Source organism: Streptomyces sp. NPDC047981, from assembly GCF_040653315.1.
Taxonomy (GTDB): domain Bacteria; phylum Actinomycetota; class Actinomycetes; order Streptomycetales; family Streptomycetaceae; genus Streptomyces.
In genome coordinates, this window is record NZ_JBEZNQ010000004.1 from 118,954 (window position 1) to 137,195 (window position 18,242).

The 18,242-nt window shown below is 72.2% G+C and carries 19 protein-coding genes; 7 read left to right on the forward strand and 12 right to left on the reverse strand.

Annotation, left to right across the window (positions count from 1 at the left end; all coding sequences use genetic code 11):
• Positions 1–19 precede the first annotated feature (19 nt).
• A complete protein-coding gene (locus tag AB0E14_RS04275) occupies positions 20–1,258 on the reverse strand; it encodes a serine hydrolase domain-containing protein (RefSeq protein WP_362411676.1) in 1,239 nt (412 codons plus the stop codon).
• 423 nt (positions 1,259–1,681) lie between these two features.
• On the opposite strand from AB0E14_RS04275, the gene AB0E14_RS04280 reads away from it, so the two are divergent.
• A complete protein-coding gene (locus tag AB0E14_RS04280; protein ID WP_362411679.1) occupies positions 1,682–1,858 on the forward strand; it encodes a hypothetical protein in 177 nt (58 codons plus the stop codon).
• Positions 1,859–1,911: 53 nt separating this feature from the next.
• On the opposite strand, the gene AB0E14_RS04285 is transcribed toward AB0E14_RS04280, so the two are convergent.
• From AB0E14_RS04285 to AB0E14_RS04300, 4 genes are all read right to left on the reverse strand, one after another.
• Positions 1,912–3,048, reverse strand: coding sequence for a HAMP domain-containing sensor histidine kinase (locus AB0E14_RS04285; protein WP_362411682.1), 1,137 nt, complete (start codon positions 3,046–3,048; stop codon positions 1,912–1,914).
• Positions 3,041–3,817, reverse strand: coding sequence for a response regulator transcription factor (locus AB0E14_RS04290; protein ID WP_362411685.1), 777 nt, complete (start codon positions 3,815–3,817; stop codon positions 3,041–3,043). Before AB0E14_RS04290 ends, AB0E14_RS04285 begins: the two co-directional genes overlap by 8 nt.
• A 100-nt stretch (positions 3,818–3,917) precedes the next feature.
• A complete protein-coding gene (locus AB0E14_RS04295) occupies positions 3,918–4,640 on the reverse strand; it encodes a VanZ family protein (protein ID WP_362411688.1) in 723 nt (240 codons plus the stop codon).
• Positions 4,641–4,747: 107 nt separating this feature from the next.
• On the reverse strand, positions 4,748–5,632 hold the full coding sequence (locus AB0E14_RS04300) for an arginase family protein (protein WP_362411691.1): 885 nt from the start codon (positions 5,630–5,632) through the stop codon (positions 4,748–4,750).
• An 87-nt stretch (positions 5,633–5,719) separates the two neighbouring features.
• On the opposite strand from AB0E14_RS04300, the gene AB0E14_RS04305 reads away from it, so the two are divergent.
• Positions 5,720–6,943, forward strand: a complete 1,224-nt coding sequence (locus tag AB0E14_RS04305; protein WP_362411694.1) for a hypothetical protein — start codon at positions 5,720–5,722, stop codon at positions 6,941–6,943.
• 134 nt (positions 6,944–7,077) lie between these two features.
• Positions 7,078–7,875 carry a hypothetical protein gene (locus AB0E14_RS04310; protein WP_362411697.1) on the forward strand — a complete coding sequence of 266 codons (798 nt, stop codon included), beginning with the start codon at positions 7,078–7,080 and terminating at the stop codon, positions 7,873–7,875.
• 118 nt (positions 7,876–7,993) lie between these two features.
• Here AB0E14_RS04310 and AB0E14_RS04315 read toward each other — a convergent pair whose 3' ends face one another.
• Positions 7,994–8,881, reverse strand: a complete 888-nt coding sequence (locus AB0E14_RS04315; RefSeq protein ID WP_362411700.1) for a PhzF family phenazine biosynthesis isomerase — start codon at positions 8,879–8,881, stop codon at positions 7,994–7,996.
• 91 nt (positions 8,882–8,972) lie between these two features.
• Between AB0E14_RS04315 and AB0E14_RS04320 the strand changes: the two genes are divergently transcribed.
• A complete protein-coding gene (locus tag AB0E14_RS04320) occupies positions 8,973–9,734 on the forward strand; it encodes a hypothetical protein (protein ID WP_362411703.1) in 762 nt (253 codons plus the stop codon).
• A 24-nt stretch (positions 9,735–9,758) separates the two neighbouring features.
• Here the strand turns inward: AB0E14_RS04320 and AB0E14_RS04325 are convergent, their stop codons facing one another.
• Both AB0E14_RS04325 and AB0E14_RS04330 read right to left on the reverse strand, forming a co-directional pair.
• Positions 9,759–9,953, reverse strand: a complete 195-nt coding sequence (locus AB0E14_RS04325; protein WP_362411706.1) for a DUF397 domain-containing protein — start codon at positions 9,951–9,953, stop codon at positions 9,759–9,761.
• Positions 9,950–10,768, reverse strand: a complete 819-nt coding sequence (locus tag AB0E14_RS04330; RefSeq protein ID WP_362411709.1) for a helix-turn-helix transcriptional regulator — start codon at positions 10,766–10,768, stop codon at positions 9,950–9,952. Before AB0E14_RS04330 ends, AB0E14_RS04325 begins: the two co-directional genes overlap by 4 nt.
• Before the next feature lie 82 nt (positions 10,769–10,850).
• Here AB0E14_RS04330 and AB0E14_RS04335 point away from each other — a divergent pair, with 82 nt between their 5' ends.
• Both AB0E14_RS04335 and AB0E14_RS04340 read left to right on the forward strand, forming a co-directional pair.
• Positions 10,851–11,261: a hypothetical protein gene (locus AB0E14_RS04335; RefSeq protein WP_362411712.1), complete on the forward strand. Its 411-nt coding sequence runs from the start codon at positions 10,851–10,853 to the stop codon at positions 11,259–11,261.
• A gap of 75 nt (positions 11,262–11,336) precedes the next feature.
• Entirely contained in the window at positions 11,337–12,542 is a 1,206-nt protein-coding gene (locus AB0E14_RS04340; protein WP_362411715.1) for a peptidase inhibitor family I36 protein, read from the forward strand.
• Between the two features lie 68 nt (positions 12,543–12,610).
• Here AB0E14_RS04340 and AB0E14_RS04345 read toward each other — a convergent pair whose 3' ends face one another.
• From AB0E14_RS04345 to AB0E14_RS04360, 4 genes are all read right to left on the reverse strand, one after another.
• Complete coding sequence (locus tag AB0E14_RS04345; protein ID WP_362411718.1) at positions 12,611–13,054, reverse strand: subtilase-type protease inhibitor; 444 nt, start codon at positions 13,052–13,054, stop codon at positions 12,611–12,613.
• A gap of 300 nt (positions 13,055–13,354) precedes the next feature.
• Positions 13,355–14,968: a transporter gene (locus AB0E14_RS04350; protein ID WP_362411721.1), complete on the reverse strand. Its 1,614-nt coding sequence runs from the start codon at positions 14,966–14,968 to the stop codon at positions 13,355–13,357.
• Complete coding sequence (locus AB0E14_RS04355; RefSeq protein ID WP_362411887.1) at positions 14,965–15,789, reverse strand: ABC transporter ATP-binding protein; 825 nt, start codon at positions 15,787–15,789, stop codon at positions 14,965–14,967. Before AB0E14_RS04355 ends, AB0E14_RS04350 begins: the two co-directional genes overlap by 4 nt.
• 86 nt (positions 15,790–15,875) lie before the next feature.
• Positions 15,876–16,553, reverse strand: coding sequence for a bifunctional DNA primase/polymerase (locus tag AB0E14_RS04360; protein WP_362411724.1), 678 nt, complete (start codon positions 16,551–16,553; stop codon positions 15,876–15,878).
• A gap of 301 nt (positions 16,554–16,854) precedes the next feature.
• Between AB0E14_RS04360 and AB0E14_RS04365 the strand changes: the two genes are divergently transcribed.
• Positions 16,855–18,240: a transcriptional regulator gene (locus AB0E14_RS04365; RefSeq protein ID WP_362411727.1), complete on the forward strand. Its 1,386-nt coding sequence runs from the start codon at positions 16,855–16,857 to the stop codon at positions 18,238–18,240.
• The last annotated feature ends 2 nt before the right edge of the window (positions 18,241–18,242 follow it).

Here is an 18,242-nt window from a genome sequence, read left to right on the forward strand (position 1 = left end):
CGGGGCCGCGGCGCCTACTTCACCGCGTGGGGAGCAGCGCGGGTGCGGCCACGCGCGGGGGCACCGGCCGGTCGTAGACGTTGTCCGGCGTCACGACCTGGGTGATGGCGCGGGCGACCAGCGAACTCGGCTCCTGGCCCTGGCTGGTGATGTCGGTGTTGAGCATCAGCACCAGGGTGGCCTTCAGCTTCGGCAGGTAGACGGTCACTGTCTCGTACCCCGGGATGGAGCCGTTGTGCCCGATCCAGCCGCCGCTGTTCATGATGCCGAGGCCGTAGGCGGTGCCGGGGAAGCCGGTGGGCAGGAACTTCAGGCGCTGCGCCTGGGTCTGCGGGCTGAGCAGCTCGCCGGTGGCGACGATCCTCGCCCAGCGGCGCAGATCCTCCAGGTTGGAGATCATCGCCCCGGCCGCCCAGGCCCAGCTGGGGTTCCAGTCGGTGGAGTCGGTGACCTGGCCGCTCAGCGTCTGGTTGGTGTAGCCGCGCGGGTGCGGCTCGGGGAACTCGGGGCCCTCCGGCAGCAGCGTGTGGCGCAGCTTGGCCGGGCGGAGCACGCGCTTCTCCAGGAAATCGACGAGCCGGTGCCCGCTGACCTTCTCCACCACCAGGCCGAGCAGGATCAGGTTGCTGTTGGAGTACTGGAACTGGGCGCCCGGCGCGAAGGTGTTCTTGTGCGTGTAGCCGTACGAGAGCACCTCGTACGGGGTGAAGGTGCGGCTCGGGTCGGACAGCAGGTCGTGCTGGAAGTCCGCGTCGTCGGTGTACGGGAAGAGTCCGCTGCGCATCTCGGCGAGGTGGCGCAGCGTGATCTTCCAGCCGTTGGGGACTCCCGCGATGTACTTGGCGATCGGGTCGTCGAGCTTGATCCTGCCGTCGTCGACGAGCTTGAGGAGCGCGGTGACCGTGAAGGTCTTGGTCTCGCTGCCGATCCGTACGAAGAGGTCGGTGGACATCGGCTCGCCGGTGACCTTGTCGGCGACGCCGGTCGCGCGGACGTAGCGCCCCTTGCCGGGCATCCACAGCCCGACGACGAGGCCGGGGATCCCGGCCTGTACGCGGACGTCCTCGATGGTTCTGTCCAGCCGTGCGGTCAGCTCGGGCCCGAAGCCGCCGGAGGGGCCGGGGCCCGCGTCGGAGGCCGGGGCCGTGTGGTCGGCCGGTACGGCCGTCGCGGGGGCGGTGGCCACCGGGGCGAGGACGGACGCCACCAGCAGCGCTGCGGCGAACAGTCGGCGTCGACGGGCGGGGATACGGCGCATGGCGGGCGTCTCTTCCAGTTCGGGATCCGGGGGCGGGATCCGGCGTCGGGATCTATGGGTCCGGATCCATGGGTCCGGACCCGGGGGCGGGATCCGGAACGCCAACGTGACCCGCGCGCCCCCACCCGCACGCCTTCCTCGCCCCGCCGCCCCGGTGAGTCCACTCGTTCGGTCCCGGCCCCGGTCCCGGCGGCGGGGGAGGGGGAGCGGGTTCAGTCCGCCAGGACCCCTTCGATCCGCCGCAGGGGGAGCCGGGTGCCGGTGTCGGAAGATTCCGACGTGTCGACTTTTCCCGACGCGTCAGTCGGGCGTTCCGGCCGCCCGACAAGGGCCGGTGTGCCCCAACACCCCATTCCCTGAACGGGTGTTCGCACGATACGTTCACGGCACCTTCACGCCGCGCCACCCACGGGAGGACTCCCCATGAAGAAGACCCTCGCCACGACCGCCGCCCTCGCGCTCGCCGCCCTGGCCGCCGCGGCCGTCGTCGGCCTCGCCGGCCAGGGCTCCGACGGCGCCGACCGCGCGAGCAACCGGGAGACGGGCACGGTCAAGCTCGGAAAGGCGGCGGGGGACAAGAAGGTCGAGGTCATCAAGTAACGGCGGCCGCCGGCCGTACTCCGGTCGGCCCCGTCGTACTCGGGTCGGCCCGCCTACTCCGGTCGGCCCGCCTGCTCGGGTCGGCCCGCGCAGGCCGTTCCGGGGAGCCGGACCGTGACGACGAGGCCGCCGGTGGGGCGCGGGGCGAGGTCGAGGGTGCCGTCGTGGGCGCGGACGACGCTCTGCACGATGGCCAGACCGAGGCCGACACCGGCGTGCTCCTCGGCGGCCGCCCGCGGGTCGCGGGCGCGTTCCGCGCCGCGCTGGAACGGCTCGACGAGGGTCGGTACCAGCTCCGCCGGGAGCACGGGACCCGTGTTCTCCACGCGCAGCACGCTCGTGTCGCCGTCCGCCTGCGTATGGACCGTGACGGTACCGGCCCTGCCCGCGGGCAGGTTGTGGACGACGGCGTTCTGGACGAGGTTCGTGACCATCCGCAGCAGGAGCTCCGCGGAGCCGCTGGTCATGGTCGCCCCACCCGTGACGTCGAGCGTGATCCCGCGCCGTTCGGCGAGCGGGAGCAGGGTCTCGGCGGCTTCCTCGGCGACGAGGGAGAGGTCGACCTCCGCGCGGGTGAAGGTCCTGCGGTCGCTGCGGCTGAGCAGCAGGAGGGCCTCGGTGAGGTCGATCGCCCGCGTGTTGACCGTCTGCAGGCGCCGCAGGAGTTCGTCCCGGTCCCGCGCCGGGTCCTCGCGGGCGACGTCGAGCAGGGCCCGCGAGATCGCCAGCGGGGTGCGCAGCTCGTGGGAGGCGTTCGCGGCGAACCGGCGCTGCTCGGCCACGTGCGACTCCAGTTGGCCGAGCATCGAGTCGAACGCGTCGGAGAGTTCACGGAACTCGTCCCGGCGGCCCTCCATGTGAATCCGGTGGGACAGCGACCCGCTTCCGGCCAGGCGCGCCGCGGCCGTGATCCGCGTGAGCGGCGCGAGCATCCGGCCGGCGAGGAGCCAGCCCCCGACGAGGCCGAACACGAGCAGGAACGCCATCGCCGTGGCGGCGGCGGGCGCGAAGGTGCGCACGAGGAGGTAGCGGTTGGGCGAGATCCCCAGGAGGCCCTGGTCCTTGTCGGGTACGTAGCGCAGGATGAACACCCACACCACGGCCAGGAGCAGGGCGCCCGCGACGGCGAGGAACCCGGCGTAGGAGAGGGTGAGCTTCAGCCGGACGCTGAGCCCGGGGCGCCTAACCATGCGCACGATCGGACGAGGACGCGGAGCCGCCCCCGGACCGGTCTCCACTCCCGGAGCCGTCCCCGCCCCCGACCCCGGACCCGCCCCCGGACCGGGAGCCGTCCCCGCCCCCGGTGTCGATCCGGTAGCCGACCCCCGCCACGGTGGCGATGATCCAGGGCTCGCCGAGCCTCTTGCGCAACGCGGAGACGGTGATGCGCACGGCGTTGGTGAGCGGGTCGGCGTTCTCGTCCCAGGCGCGCTCCAGCAGCTCCTCGGAGCTGACGACCCCGCCCTCGGCGGCGACGAGGACCTCGAGCACGGCGAACTGCTTACGGGTGAGGGCCACGTACCGGCCGTCGCGGAAGACCTCCCGGCGGAAGGGGTCGAGCCGCAGCCCCGCGATCTCGCGGACCGGGGGCCGGGCGTGCGCGCGCCTGCGGTCGAGCGCCCTGAGCCGCAGGACGAGTTCCCGCAGGTCGAACGGTTTGGTGAGGTAGTCGTCGGCGCCGAGTTCGAACCCGGAGGCCTTGTCGTCGATGCGGTCGGCGGCGGTCAGCATGAGGATGGGGATGCCGCTGCCGGAGGCGACGATGCGCCGGGCGACCTCGTCGCCCGAGGGGCCGGGGATGTCGCGGTCGAGGACGGCGAGGTCGTAGGAGTGGACGCCGAGCAGCGCCAGGGCGGTCTCGCCGTCGCCGGCGATGTCGGCGGCGATCGCCTCGAGGCGCAGACCGTCACGGACGGCTTCCGCCAGGTAGGGCTCGTCCTCGACGATCAGTACGCGCATGCCCGAAGCCTAAGCAGCGGGACATATCGCCGACGTATGCGCCGCGACCCGCCCCCACTCACCCGCGACCCGCCCCCACTCACCCGCGACCCGCCCCCACTCACCCCGCCGCCGGTACGGGCCGTCGCGGTGGGTCCGAGGGCTCCAGGGGCTCCAGCGGCGCCCTCGTCCGCCACCAGCGGCGCGACGCGAGCCCGGCCAGTACGGCTCCGGTGGCGTTGACCAGGACGTCGTCGACGGAGGACACCCGGTCCAGCTGGAAGACGTACTGTGCCGTCTCGACCAGGACCGAGCAGCCCGCCCCGAGTGCCAGGATCCGCGGTACGGACGCCAGGGCGGCGAACCGCATCGGAGCGAAGAACGCCAGCGACGCGAAGACCAGCAGGTTGCCGACGATCCCGAGCGAGCCCATCGTGACGAGGTCCCGCAGCGGCACCAGGCTCACCCGGGCGGGGACGACACCGGCCCCGCCGCCCGGCATCAGGGTCATCCCCAGGAACGGCAGCGTCCCGTGCACCATGCCCACCTCGGCCAGCGACCACCGCCACGCCGAGCGCCGGTCGACGCCGCGCGCCCGCCGAAGGCGCGCCAGCGCCCACACCACGGCCAGGGACAAGGGCACGGCGACCAGGGTCATGAGGACCAGGCCGTTGAACGTGTCGTAGCAGCCGTGCCACCGCCCGGCCCGGCACGCGGGGGCGGCCATCATGAGCGGCCCGCGCACGACGAACAGCCCACTCGCGAGACCGAGGACGCCCAGGCTGACGAGCACGGTCCTGAGCGTGCGGCGGCCCGGACGGGACGGGAAGGAGCCATGATTCATGCCCCCATGAGAAACGGAGGCCGGTTGCGACGCCGTATGCGCTTTTCGATACGCCCGCGATACACCCCGCGATACGCGACGTACGCGACTCACTCCGCGTACGGGACTCACTCCGCCAGGACCCGCCGCAGGCACTCGGCGAGGCGGGCCGCGAGGGCGCCGGTCGTGTCGAGCCGGGGGTTGAAGATCGTGACGTCGAGTCCGACGGCGTGTCCGTCGGAGAGCGCGGCGATGAGGACGTCCTCCAGCTCCGCCCAGGTCAGACCGCCGGGCTGGCGGTAGTCCACGGCCGGCATGATCGCGTCGTCGAGCACGTCCACGTCGAGGTGGACCCAGAACCCGGCCCGCTCGGCCCCCGTGAGCCGCCGGACCGCGCCCCGGGCCGCATCGGCGGCGCCGGCCGCGCGGACGTCGTCCAGGTCCAGGGCGTACAGCTCCGCCGGCAGCGGCTGCATCCCGTCGGCGGCGGACTCGGCGGCGTCCCGGTAGCCGAACACGACGACGTCCTCGTCCCGCACCAACGGCACCCGGCCCTCCAGGTCGGTCAGCAGCCGGGGACCACGCCCGGTGGCGATGGCCAGCTCCATCGAGGCGACCTCGCCGCTCGGCTCGGCCTCGGGCTGGTAGAAGTCGGTGTGCCCGTCCAGGAAGAGCAGCCCGTACCGCCCCCGGCGCCGTAGGGCCAGCAGATTGCCCAGCAGGATGCTGCAGTCCCCGCCGAGCACCAGGGGAAACCGCCCCCGGTCGAGGACCCCGCCCACGGCATCGGCCAGGAGCACGGAGTACCGCGCGATCCCGTCCGGGTTCAGCACCCCGGTCGCCGCGTCCCGCCGGGGGTCGTACACGGGCGCCCCCACCCGCTCCGTCCGCACGCCCCCGGCGATCCGGCGGAGACCGGCGTCCATCAGCGCCCGGGGCAGTTCCTGCACCCCGGACGGCCACAGCCCGAGCACGGAGGGTGCCTCGACGATCGCCACCTCGACGGCTGCCATACGTCCATGGTGGCGCAGACCGCCGACCCAGGGTCACCGCAGGGAATTCCCCTGCTCAGGACGGTGCGGGGCCAGTAGCCTCCCCGCATGCGAAGCATCGAGACGCTGATACCGGAGGCCGGACACTTCGACAGGGCGGGCCTCCTGGAGGTCGACGCCCCGACGCTCGCCCGGTACGTGGCCGACCCCGGCCACCCGTGGTGGCGCCGGAAGCCCTGCGTGAGCGCGCTGACGGGCAGGGTCCCGGAGGAGTCCGTACCCGAGCTGATCGCCCGCATCGGCGACCCGGACGACGCGCCCGAGGTGCGCCGCGACCTGCTCGACCTGCTCGCCGACCGGGAGGAGTTGCTGCCCTGGCTGCGGCACGAGGACCGCGCCGGCGACACCTGGTACGGCATGCGGGAGGCGTTCCTGAAGGCGCGTGGCCTGCTCGGCGACCGCACGGCGCTGCACGACCTGACGACCCTCGCCGCCTCGCTGTGGCAGGGGCCCCGTGCCGCCGGCGAGGCCGGTCTGGACGGCCTCGTCGACCGCCACGGCGTGGCCACGATCCTCGCGGACCTGGGCACGGACCGGCCCGAGGACCGCCTCTTCCGCCTCCGGATGCGCTACCGCGCCGACGAGGACGTGACCGATGTCCTCGCGGACCCGGACCGGCAGGTCGCGCACCGCGCCCAGTGGTGCGCGGACGACCCGGACCGCCTGCGCGCCTACATCGGCGAGGCGCCGACCACCGAGGCGAAGCTGTGGGCGGCGTACGCGCTCCACGGCCTCACCGAGGACACCGCCGAGACCCGCTCGCTGTACGAGAGCCTGGGCCGCCCCCGCGTCGAGGTCGAGGACCTGGACGAGGACATCCGCGCCGCGATCGTCCACGAGTACGTCCCCGGCTGCGAGCCCACGAGCGACCCGCGGTGGCGGATCGAGGCCCTGTGCACCGAACCGCCCGCCCGCCCCGACGTCGACGACCGACTCGGCCGCGCCACGGCCGCCCTCACGGCCGCGGGCCTCGATCCGAAGCCCCCGGTCTCCTGCGGCGAGGACAACCAGCAGGGCGACGGGACGTACCACGTCATCGAGGCCGCCGGGCGCCGCCTCCACATCAGCACGCTGGGCCCGTTCGCCACGGACGAGGAGGAGGGCTACGAGGGCTCCGCGGACTCCGGCGCCCGCGAGGCCCTCGAAGCGGCGGGCTTCCACTGGATCGACTGGGACACCGGCGCGACCGTCGTCACGGACCTCTGCGTGTACTTCTTCGGCTCCCGCGGGCCCCTGACGGTGGGGGCGCTGCTCTTCTACTGGCAGGACTAGGACTTGTCCGGCCGATCATGCGACGAAGCCGTCCGCCGAACTCCGGCACAGCCTGACGGGGGGTGACCTGTCGATGCGGGATCGTGACTACGTCGCGATACGAACATGTATGCGACGAGCTTTACGATTCCGCCATGATCATGTCGTCCATCGACCCCGACTCGCAGAGCTTCGCCGACGGCCAGGCAGTGGGGACGCTCCTTGTCACCGCCGTAGCGATGGTTGTCATCTGGTTCACCACCAAAGCCTGGCGCCGCGGCCCGGTGCCGACCAGCGCGGTTGCCGCCGAGCACGTTACGGCCCTTGCCATGCGCCGCGGAAACATCGTCCGCGGCGTTCTGCTGGCTGTTGCGGCCGTGGGTCTGATACGGGCGTTTTCTTTTGAGGGAGAGCCGCCTGCCGCCGAGGCAGCCCCCGCCGTCCAGGCCCCCGCAGTCCAGACCCCCTCCGCCACAGCGGGGGCTTCGGAAGCCAAGCGCGTCATCGACGCCGCCCCACGCATTGGCGGATACCGGCTGCTGTCCGGCGCGGAAGCCGCCGAGTACGAGCGGAAGACCTCCGGGAAGAAGCCGTCGGGCAAAAGATGGTTCTACGACGGTCCCGGGGAGGGGCCGGTGGGCGCCGTGCTTCAGATCAACGCCGTTGAATGGGACGCGAACCTGGCCGAGGCCAAGCGCTCGCACACCATGACCTCCGAAATGCGCAACGTCTTCGCCGGGGCGCGGGCAACGGAGGTCACCGCGTTCGAGGCGGGGCCCTGGGGCGGCCAACTGAGCTGTGGCTTCTTGGCGTCGACCACCGGCCGCCCGATCCTGTGCGCATGGGCCGACTCCGGCACATCCGCTCAGGTGCTGCTGGCAGATGAGAAGAGCCTCTCCAAGGCTGCCGAGGTTGCCTTGCAGTTCCGCGGTGGTTCAGAGAAACGCAGCTGACGGACCCCACGAACACTTGCTCCGGCAGGTGATCGGCCGGACAGGTCCTAGGGGGCCGGTGGCGGGAGCAAGCCCGACAGCTTGCTCCCGCGCGCACCAGGGCCGCCTGCCGTGTGGATCAGGCCGGGATGCGGGTCCCCGTGCCGCCGACCCTGATCCGCCGGTCGCCCGCCCGCAGTTCCACCGTGAGGACGCCGGGGCGTCCCATGTCCTCGCCTTGGTGGAGGGTGAGGACCGTGGCCTCGGGCACGAGTCCGAGCTCGCGGGCATACGCGCCGAAGGCGGCGGCCGCCGCCCCGGTCGCCGGGTCCTCGACCACGCCGCCCACCGGGAACGGGGCGCGGACGTGGAAGACCTCCGCGGAGGCGCGCCAGACCAACTCCAGCGTCGTCAGGTCGAGCCGGTGCATGAGGGCCTCCAGGCGGGCGAAGTCGTACGCCAGGTGGGCCAGGCGCTCTCGGCTCGCGGCGGCAAGGACCAGATGGCGGGCGCCCGCGAAGGCGATGCGGGGAGGCAGGGCGGGATCGAGGTCGCCGGCCGGCCAGTCGAGCGCGGCGAGCGCCTCTGCCAGGTCATCGGCCGCGATCTCCTCGATGTGCGGTTCGACGCTCGTGAGCGTGGCCCGCAGAGCCCCGCCCTCGCGCGTCACGGTGACCGGCACGGTCCCGGCCCGCGTGGTGAACACCAGGTCGCCCGGGCCGATGCGCTCACCGAGGGCCACGGCCGTCGCGACGGTGGCGTGACCGCAGAAGGGCACTTCCGCCTTGGGGCTGAAGTAGCGGATGGTGTACGCGCGCCCCGCCTCCGACGCGCCGGAGCCCGCTCCCTCGGACGGCGCTGTCAGGAACGCGCTCTCGCTGTAACCGACTTCGGCGGCGATCGCCAGCATGTCGTCGTCGCTGAGGCCCGTGGCGTCGAGAACGATTCCGGCGGGATTGCCTCCCTCGGGGTCGTCGGAGAAGGCGGTGTAACGCAGGACGTCGGGGGTTTCCCGGATGGAGTTCATGCCGGCGCAACGGCGGGTATCCCCGGGTTGGTTCCCCAGGTGGGGATCGTCTCGGAACTCCGCTCCGTGGACGCGATCTCTGATCCCGCCCTTGAGGACTTGGAGGTGGCGCTCCATCGCACCGGATCGAACCATCGGTGGCCCGTACGGCGATCCGCTCCAGGACTTCATCAACCGTGGCTGGCCACCGGGATACAGCCAGAACCTGGTCGCTCTCCTGCAGGGAGAGGTGGTGGAGCGGATACGCGCGCTCGTGCCGGGAGTCGAGGACGGTCGGGCGGCGGAGTGGCTCTGGGTCGCGGCTCATGTGCCGGCCCGGCGGGCCGTCGAGTTCACCGCGCGTTCCGACGTGCCCGAACAGCACGCTCATGCCGCGGGTCTCACCGGGGACCTTCTGACAGCGGTGGCGACCGGACTGCGCGTCCGCCGCAGCCAGTCGGCGTCGGCGCCCTTCAGGGTGCTGATGACGCCGGCTACCGTCCCCTGCTCACCCTCACTCGAACTGGCCTCTTTCCTTGCGGAGGTAGAAGCCGTCGTCGACCACTACTTCGACTCGGTACGGGCGGAAGGTGGCGCCGAGGCGGTGGCCGGAGGGACCGTGACAGCGATGCGGGACCAGTTCACCATCCTCGGCAAGCCGTGCGAGGAGGACTGGGGAGGCTGGGCGCTGCTCGCCACGATGATGGCGTTCGAGGAGTACGCAGACGCCCTGCCTCAGCCCGGTCGCCCCCGGTGGCGGATGCCGCACAAGCGCCGGCGCGCCGAGTGGGCGGGTCGAGCGCACCAGGCAGGACGCATGTTCACGGCTGCTGCCGCACTCGGACTGCTCCGCTTTGCCGACGAGGCCTTGTAGGCGCGCCGCCGGATGGGGCGCGCCCTAGGCCTGCTGGCAGTACCGGACCGCGCCCGAAAGGAACCGGTTCCAGGCGTCGGGGGAGACGGTGAGGGCGGGGATGGTGGTGTCCTTGGAGTCCCGGACGTGGACGGTGTGGGGGCAGGCGGCGACCTCGACGCAGTCGCCGCCCTGGGGGCTGCTGTAACTGCTCTTGAACCAGTTGAGATCGTTACTCATAGCTTCCGCACCACCTGTTCGATGAAGACTGCTGACTCTTCCGGGGTGAGTGCCTGGGCTCGCAGGGAGCCGTAGCGAGCGAACGCGTCACCCAACTCGGGCTGCTCAGTGAGAAAGTACCTCCCGCTCTGACCCTCGACATAGACGATTTGGTCCTTGCGGCCTTCCGTCTCAAGCAGCGTGAACGGGCCGTCCAGCCCGGCATGGGTCTCCCGGTTCTCCGGCATGACCTGGATCTCCACGTTGCGAAGACGGGCGACTTCGAGGATGTGGAGCAGGTTGCCCTTGAGGACCGCCGGTCCGCCGATGGGCCGGGTGAGCGCGATCTTCTCCAGTACGAACCTGATCAGGGCGAAGGGCCTGCGGTGGAACAACGCGTGTCTCGCCATGCGTGACTCGATCATGGTCTCCCGCTCGTCGTCCTCCCAAGGCGGGTTGGCGCAGTTGAAGACCGCTCGCGCGTAGTCCGGGGTCTGGAGCAGTCCGGGGATCAGATGGTTCGAGTACGCATGGATCCCGGCGGCCTTAGCCTCCGCTTCCAGGTAGTCCTCGAACCATGCGACCACCGCGCTGAGCGGAACCTCCTCGGCCAGCTCCAAAAGTGCACCTTGTGCACCGAGCATCTCGTCGGCGATGGCGACGAAGTCGCCCTTCGCGCGCCGCTCCCCACGCTCGATCATGGCCACCTGGGACTTGGAGTATCCGGTCGCCTTGCCCAGCGTCTCCTGCGCGATTCCCGCCCGCTCCCGAAAGAACCGGAGCAACCTCCCGAAGGCCTTCGCCGCCCCCGGGCCCCTGCCGTTCCCCTTGTTCACAGCACACCTCCCCGATTGCACAGCCCTGCACAAACAGGCTGTGGCCCTGGTCACAGTAGATCCGCGCCGCAAAGCTGGTGTCATGAATTCGCGCAAGTCACTTGACAGGGTGCCCTCTTGGGTTCCCGCCACCGGTCACGCCCTCCGTCACGCCGGCGTGCACTTCGACGCGGTCCGCGTCGGTGGGTTTCTCGGGGAGGACGTCGCGTACCGGCTCATGGAGTTCACCGACTTCCGCGCCGGGCCGATCGTGCGGGAGGCCACCGGGGAGCGGAACCTGTACTTCCTGCTGCCTCCGCAGACCGCCGCCGCCCACGCCTGGCCGGCGCCCGCGCGGGCGTTGAGTCGGAGCGGGCGGAGCGAGGCGTTCGTCGGGGTGCCGGCGCTCGACGGGGCGACCTGGCCCCTGGACTGGCGCTCCCGGCCCACCGACGAGGACCCGTTCGTGGAGCCGGGGCTCCTGCACCTGATGGTCACCCGCGCGGTGGAGTGACGGAGCCGCCCTGTACGGTCCCCCTCGGCGGCGCGTCGAGCACCTGTCCGCGCCGCATCAGGGGAGGGAAAGAGATTGCGCACATCTTGGGGAAGACGCCTGGTCACCGCGGTCACCGCGCTGGGGCTCACCTCGGCCGGGCTCCTCGGGGCGACGCCCGCGCAGGCCGCCGTCGGTGACTGCCCGAAGGGCTACTTCTGCGCGTGGCAGACCGACAACGCCACGGGCACCATGTTCAAGACGGACAAGAGCGTGGCGACGCTGGGGTCCTGGGACAACAAGATCCGGACCATCGTCAACCGCACGTCCCAGTACGCCTGCCTGCACAGCGACGCGAACTACGCCGACAGCTCCTTGGTCGTCGCGCCCGATCCGGCGGCCGCCAACTGGGGAGGTCCCGGCACCAACAGCCTCAGCTCCGTGAAGCTCGTGCCCACCGCCCGGGAGTGCAGCCTGCCGGCCTACCCCGAGTGGTCCTCGACGCAGGCGATGTACGCGGCCGACTTCGGCGACATGAACGGTGACCAGCGCGCGGACGTCGTCGTCCGCGACCAGGCGGGCCGGCTGTGGTTCCTGCCGGGTGACCTGACCGGCCGGATGATCGGTTCGGCCGGCTGGAACGGGATGAGCGCCCTCACCCGTCACGGCGACTTCAGCCGTGACGGCCGGGAGGACGTGATCGCGGCGGAGGCGTCCACCGGGAAGCTGTGGCTGTACCCCGGCACCGGGACCGGCGCTCTCGGGGCGCGGACGCTGATCGGCAGCGGCGGCTGGAACGGCATGGCCCAGATCACCGCCTTCGGCGACCTCACCAGGGACGGTCGCAGCGATCTCGTCGCGATCGAGAAGTCCACCGGGAAGCTGTGGCTCTACCCGGGCACCGCCTCCGGTGGTCTCGGTGCGCGGAAGCTGATCGGCAGCGGCGGCTGGAACGGCATGAACGACCTTGTCGGCGCCGGTGACATGAACGGCGACTCCCATGCCGACCTGCTCGCCCGCGAGGCGTCGACCGGGAAGCTCTGGTTCTACCCGGGCGGGCCCGGATACATCGGCGCGCGGAAGTTGGTCGGCTCCGGCTGGAACACCATGAGGTACGTCATCGGTGTGGGCGACTTCAGCGGTCGCGGCCCCGGCCTCGCCGCGGTCGCCACGCCCAGCTACACCGGGCCGAACTGCTGGTCGGGCGCCTGCGTCGTCAAGTACGCCGCCAACGGCATGGGCGGCGTGTACCCGGGCGAGCCGCAGCCCTGGGACTGGTCGGACCTGAACGGCGCCTTCTGACAGCCGGGAGGGCCTCCGTCCCGGATTCCGGACGGAGGCCCTCCCCTGGGGTGCGCGTGTCAGAACGGTCAGAACTCGAAGACCGCGCTCTTCCACATCCCGACGCTCATCTCGCACGTGTTCCCGTACGTCGCCGACCACGTCACGCGCTTGCCCTTCCAGATGCCCTCGCCGGTGACGGTGACCGGGTCCCAGATGCGGGTGCACGGGGCGGCGGCGTTCAGGCGGGTCAGGCGGGCGAAGTCGCCGTCCACGGCGCTCAGCTCCTTGCAGGCCGCCGCCGGCGCCGGGTGGGTGCCCTCGGCCGTGGGGGCGCAGCTCAGGGTCACCGCGCGCTCGACCGTCGCCGTCGCCGCGGACTCGCCCTTGGCCACGGAGAGCACCAGCGCCGACGGCGGGTACAGGCGCGTGGGCTCGGCCTGCGCGGAGGCCGGGGTCGCGGCGACACCGATCAGCGCGAGGCCGGTGGCGAGCGCGGTGGTGAAGGCGGTGTCACGGAGCAGGGGACGCATGGAGATTCCTTTCGGGGCGGGTGCTGCCTGATTGCGCCCCGGAGTCTTGCCGATGCGGAGGGTGATCGCACATCCGTCGCCGCTTTCCGGTCACGACCGAACGTTCGGCCTGTTGGGAACGGGTGTGCCCCTCGCTGAGAGCGCTCCGGGCGCAGCTGGTCCAAGGTGGAACGACCAACTGGCCTGCGAAGATAAAGAATTGGTTCGAATTCGCACGATATTCGGAGGCGCCTGTTCGGCCGGAAGCCCGCGCCCGTGCACCTGCACGAGCACGGGCTCCCGTACGCATCAGCCGAGTCGCTAACCCTTGCTCACCGCCGCCAGGATCTCCGGCAGTCGGCGGGCCGTGCGCGGGGCCGCCAGTTTGAGGCCGGCCCACAGGAACAGCGCGCCGTACAGCGTGCCCAGCGGCAGCAGGAGCCACAGCAGGGACGTCTCGTCCGTGACGTTCAGGTAGATCGCCGCGCCGATCACCGGGGCGCACAGCAGCGCCGCCGCGAACATGCCGCCGATGATCGAGATCCAGGCGAGACCGCCCTGGCCCGGCGCCACGTTCTTGTACGCGCTGTCCTGCGGGATCGAGTACGGGAACAGCGCCGAGGCCAGCGCCCCGACCCCCAGCATCGTGCCGAGCAGCGCGAAGGCCACGCCCAGCGCGTCCGGCAGCGACGACCAGGCGCCGGACACGGCCGCCGTGCCCACCGTCACCAGGACCGTGAACGGCATGGTGATCACCAGCAGCGTCAGCGCCCGCGCCCGCAGTTCGGCGTACGCGTCCGCGGGCGTGGAGATGGTCTGCGCGACCATCCAGAACGCCGAGGTGTCCTGCCCGAACTGGTTGTACATCAGCATGCCGAGCATCCCGGAGGCGAAGCAGGCCCAGTAGACCGAGCCCGCGCCCTGGAGCGCGTTGAACATGGGCACGATCGCTCCCATCGCGAGCGAGGTGATCCAGCCCATCTTGGTCTTCGGGTCGCGCCAGATGTAGCGCAGGCTGCGCTCCATCACCGGTCCCGTACGCCCGCCGGGCAGCAGCCGCGCGAGCCGGCCCGTGGACTCCCGGCCGCCGCCGGCCGTGTCCGGTGCCGCGCCGATGGTCGAGCCGTCCGGCTCGGTCATCAGCCGCACCAGGCTCCGCTGCCACCAGTACAGCAGCGCCCCCAGCGCGACGGCGGTGAGCAGCAACTGGACGGCCGCGACCGCGTAGTCGCCCTGGCTCGCCGAGTCCACCGCCGCGACAGCCGAGGCGGGCGGCAGCCAGCTCACGACCGCCGTCGCCGGTTCGAGCGACGACAGGCCACCGGCCCGGCTGAGCCGCTGGGCGCCGAAGTTGACCGCCTGGATCCCGAGCGCGATCACCAGCCCGCTGAGCACCGCCAGGTCGCGGCCCTTGCGCGAGGTCAGCAGCCGTACGTTGGCGGCGGCGACGGCGCGCGAGAGCGCCACGCACACCAGGACCACCAACGGCACGGCGAGGACCGCCACCACGACCCCGCCCGTGCCGCGCGCCAGCGCGAGGGCCGCGCCCAGGCCGACGAGCAGGGTGAACGCGGGGCCCGTGCCCACGAGCGAGGCCACGAGCAGCGCGCGGACCAGCGGGCGGGGGTGCAGCGGCAGCATCACGAGCCGCGAGGGGTCGAGGGTCTCGTCGCCGCTCGGTACGAAGAGCGGCATCACGGTCCACGCCAGCGCCATCACGCCGGTCAGCAGGATCGCGAGCGAGGCGGCGTCCGCGTATCCGCGCAGCAGGACGAAGCCGAGCAGCAGCAGCGCGCCGAAGAGCGCGGTGACGACGATGGACGTCACGTAGACGGCGGTCCGCGCGGCCGACTGGCGCAGCCCGTTGCGCAGCAGCGACAGCTTCAGCCGGACGAAGACCGACGTCAGAGAGTCGGGGGCGGGCGCCGTGGTCATCGGGCCGCACCTCCGCCGAGCCAGTCCAGGGACTGCCCGGCCGACTCGCGCCCGTTCGCGCCGACCAGCTCCAGGAACGCGGCCTGCAGCGACGGCGCGTCGCCCCGGACGTCCGCGAGCGGGCCCTGGGCGCGGATCCGGCCGGCGGCCATCACGGCGACCCAGTCGCAGAGCGACTCCACCAGCTCCATGACGTGGCTGGAGAAGACGACGGTCGCGCCCGAGCCGGTGTACCGCTCCAGGACGCCGCGGATGGTCTGCGCGGACACCGGGTCGACGCCCTCGAACGGCTCGTCGAGGAAGAGGACTTCCGGGTTGTGCAGGAGCGCGGCGGCCAGGCCGATCTTCTTGCGCATACCGGTCGAGTAGTCCACGACCAGCTTGTTCTGCGCGCCCGCAAGGTCCAGTACGTCGAGCAGCTGCGCGGCCCGCTTGTCGACCTCGGCGCCGGGCAGCCCCCGCAGCCGCCCGGTGTACGCGAGGAGTTCGCGGCCCGAGAGCCGCTCGAAGAGCCGCAGCCCCTCGGGCAGGACGCCGATCCGGGCCTTGACCTCGGCCACCGACTCGGGGTCGCGCCACACGTCGTGCCCGGCGACCAGGACGCGGCCCGCGTCCGGCCGGAGCAGGCCGGTGATCATGGAGAGGGTGGTGGTCTTGCCGGCGCCGTTGGGCCCGACGAGACCGATGAACTTGCCCGCGGGCAGCACGAGATCGACGCCGTTCACGGCGATCTGCTGCCCGAAGCGCTTCCACAGCCCCTCGACGCGAACGGCGGGCACCGCTCCCGGTCCCCCGGGGGCGCTGCCCGCCTCTTCGTACATTCCGTCAGATGCCTGGTCAGGCATGGTCCGTAGCCCTTCGATGGTCCCCGTGAACACGTACGAGGGTCACCCTAAGGGCCGTTCTCTCAGGGGCGTCGGGCCCGTGCGGCCGCTGCTTCCCTTCCGCAGGCGTACGCGAGCGGGCTGATGAGCTCCTCGGCGTCCGGCAGCCAGCGGTTGGCCGGGGTGGGCCGCCGCGCCCACTGCACGGCACCGCTCCCGCCGACCCGGGTGGGCGGGGCCGCCACGTAGAAGCCCTCGCCGCGTGTGGTCAGGTCGATCGACGCGGGGGCCCAGCCCAGCTTCCGTACCAGGTCGGGGACCTTGGCCGCGGCGCCCGGCAGGACGAAGAAGAACATCCGGCGGTCCGGCGTACAGGTCACCGGGCCGAGCGTGAGCTCCATGCGCTCCATCCGGGCCAGCGCCAGGAAGCCCGCCGACTCGGGCACCTCGATGGCGTCGAAGGTGCGCCCGGTCGGCAGCAGGATCGACGCCTTGGGCTGCTTCGACCACATGCGCCGCGCCCCGACGGCGCTGCCGGTCGCCTGGGTCGACCAGTCGGGCCTGGCCGGGTGCGCACCGGGCGAGGCGCACTCCTCGGCGCCGCAGGAGCACCGCTCCCGGCCTTCGACGGCCTCAAGCCAGGTACCCGGGAACACGTCCCAGTGCCGCTCTTCCGCATACCGCACGGCGCTGTCCAGCAGCTGCTCGCCTCGCTGCTTGGGGATCTGTGCGGCTTCCGTGACTCCGATGGTCTCTTCCACGGTGAACTCAACTCCCGCCGTCACCTGGGGTTACGGGCGGCGGGCCGCGTCGTGTGGAGCATCGATCCTGCACGACGGGGCGCATGGGTGCACGGACGGGGGCGCGCGTGGGGCCGGGGAGCGGTGCCGGGGTAGCCAGAGGTGGGGGGTGTCGGCCGTGCCCCGCGCGACGGGGTGACCCACGCGAGGGGGTGACCCGTGGCCGATGCGTCCGGTTTCGCGTGTTCACATCGGCATTGACCGGATATCCGCCGGGCAGTGATCAGTTCTCTTCGATCACTCACGGCCTCAGGGGGTAGTCATGTCAGCAGCCAGGCCACTTGTCGCCCGCCAGCCGAACGAACGGCTGCAGGCGCTCATTCAGGAGGCCGCGTGTTCCAACGCGGGCCTCGCCCGCAGGGTGAACATGGTCGGGTCCGAGCGCGGTCTCGATCTGCGGTACGACAAGACGTCGGTGGCGCGCTGGCTGCGCGGGCAGCAGCCGCGCGGGCGGGCGCCGGGCATCATCGCGGAGGCACTGGGCCGCAAGCTGGGCCGGACGGTCACGATCGACGAGATCGGGATGGCGAACGGCAAGAACCTGGCGGCGGGCGTGGGGCTGCAGTTCGCGCCGACCGTACTGGGCGCGATCGAGCAGGTCTGCGAGTTGTGGCGGTCCGACGTGGGGCGGCGGGACTTCCTGTCCGGCTCCACGGTCGCTGCCTCGGCGCTGGTGGAGCCGAGCCGGGACTGGCTGATCACGGGCGCGGACGCGCATGTGGCGCGGTCGGCCGGGGCGCGGGTCGGGGTCTCGGACGTGGAGGCGGTCCGGGCGATGACGGCGGCCCTGGTAGACCTGGACCGGCGGTTCGGCAGCGGGCACGTGCGGCCGGTGGTGGTGCACTACCTGAACAGCGTGGTGGCCGGGCTGCTTTCGGGTTCGTACCGCGAGGTGGTCGGCCGGCAGCTGTTCGCGGCGGTCGCGCGGCTCACGGAGCTGGCCGGGTACATGGCGGTGGACACCGGGCAGCCGGGGCTCGCCCAGCGGTACTACATCCAGGCGCTGCGGCTCGCGCAGGCCGCGGGGGACCGGGCGTACGGCGGCTATGTGCTGGCCGCCTCGATGAGTCACCTCGCGGCCGAGCTGGGAAACCCGCGGGAGATCGCGCAGTTGGCCCGGGCGGCGCAGGAGGGCGCGCGGGGGCGGGTGACGCCGAGGGCCGAGGCGATGTTCTTCGCGGCGGAGGCCCGGGGGCACGCGCTCCTCGGGGACGCCCACTCCTTCGAGGCGGTCGCGGGGCGTGCCGTACGCGCCCTGGAGCGGGCGGAGCCGGAGTCGGGCGACGACCCGGCGTGGATCGCGCACTTCGACCACGCCTACCTCGCCGACGAACTGGCCCACTGCCACCGGGACCTGGGGCAGGCGGAGGCGGCGGCGCGGGCGGCCGAGGAGTCCCTGGAGGGCCATCCCGAGACGCGGGCCAGGCGGCGGGCGATCGGTCTGGTGCTGCTGGCCTCGGCGCAGGTGCAGCGGCGCGAGGTGGAGCAGGCCTGTCACACGGGCACGCGCGCCCTCGAACTCCTCGCGACGCTGCGGTCCTCGCGCGGGGCGGAGTACCTCGACGACCTGAAGGAGCGTCTCGACCCGTTCGCGGGGGAGCCGGTGGTGCGGGAGTTCGGGGCGCGGCTGGCGCTGCACGCGGCGTGACG

What these genes read in the sequence shown, in the direction of transcription:
- AB0E14_RS04325 (WP_362411706.1), bottom strand. Translation starts at nt 9,953, where the DNA reads ATGAGTAACGATCTCAACTGGTTCAAGAGCAGTTACAGCAGCCCCCAG.
- AB0E14_RS04275 (WP_362411676.1), bottom strand. Translation starts at nt 1,258, where the DNA reads ATGCGCCGTATCCCCGCCCGTCGACGCCGACTGTTCGCCGCAGCGCTG.
- AB0E14_RS04315 (WP_362411700.1), bottom strand. Translation starts at nt 8,881, where the DNA reads ATGAACTCCATCCGGGAAACCCCCGACGTCCTGCGTTACACCGCCTTC.
- AB0E14_RS04355 (WP_362411887.1), bottom strand. Translation starts at nt 15,789, where the DNA reads ATGTACGAAGAGGCGGGCAGCGCCCCCGGGGGACCGGGAGCGGTGCCC.
- AB0E14_RS04350 (WP_362411721.1), bottom strand. Translation starts at nt 14,968, where the DNA reads ATGACCACGGCGCCCGCCCCCGACTCTCTGACGTCGGTCTTCGTCCGG.
- AB0E14_RS04280 (WP_362411679.1), top strand. Translation starts at nt 1,682, where the DNA reads ATGAAGAAGACCCTCGCCACGACCGCCGCCCTCGCGCTCGCCGCCCTG.
- AB0E14_RS04285 (WP_362411682.1), bottom strand. Translation starts at nt 3,048, where the DNA reads ATGGTTAGGCGCCCCGGGCTCAGCGTCCGGCTGAAGCTCACCCTCTCC.
- AB0E14_RS04365 (WP_362411727.1), top strand. Translation starts at nt 16,855, where the DNA reads ATGTCAGCAGCCAGGCCACTTGTCGCCCGCCAGCCGAACGAACGGCTG.
- AB0E14_RS04310 (WP_362411697.1), top strand. Translation starts at nt 7,078, where the DNA reads ATGATCATGTCGTCCATCGACCCCGACTCGCAGAGCTTCGCCGACGGC.
- AB0E14_RS04305 (WP_362411694.1), top strand. Translation starts at nt 5,720, where the DNA reads ATGCGAAGCATCGAGACGCTGATACCGGAGGCCGGACACTTCGACAGG.
- AB0E14_RS04295 (WP_362411688.1), bottom strand. Translation starts at nt 4,640, where the DNA reads ATGAATCATGGCTCCTTCCCGTCCCGTCCGGGCCGCCGCACGCTCAGG.
- AB0E14_RS04300 (WP_362411691.1), bottom strand. Translation starts at nt 5,632, where the DNA reads ATGGCAGCCGTCGAGGTGGCGATCGTCGAGGCACCCTCCGTGCTCGGG.
- AB0E14_RS04345 (WP_362411718.1), bottom strand. Translation starts at nt 13,054, where the DNA reads ATGCGTCCCCTGCTCCGTGACACCGCCTTCACCACCGCGCTCGCCACC.
- AB0E14_RS04335 (WP_362411712.1), top strand. Translation starts at nt 10,851, where the DNA reads ATGAATTCGCGCAAGTCACTTGACAGGGTGCCCTCTTGGGTTCCCGCC.
- AB0E14_RS04290 (WP_362411685.1), bottom strand. Translation starts at nt 3,817, where the DNA reads ATGCGCGTACTGATCGTCGAGGACGAGCCCTACCTGGCGGAAGCCGTC.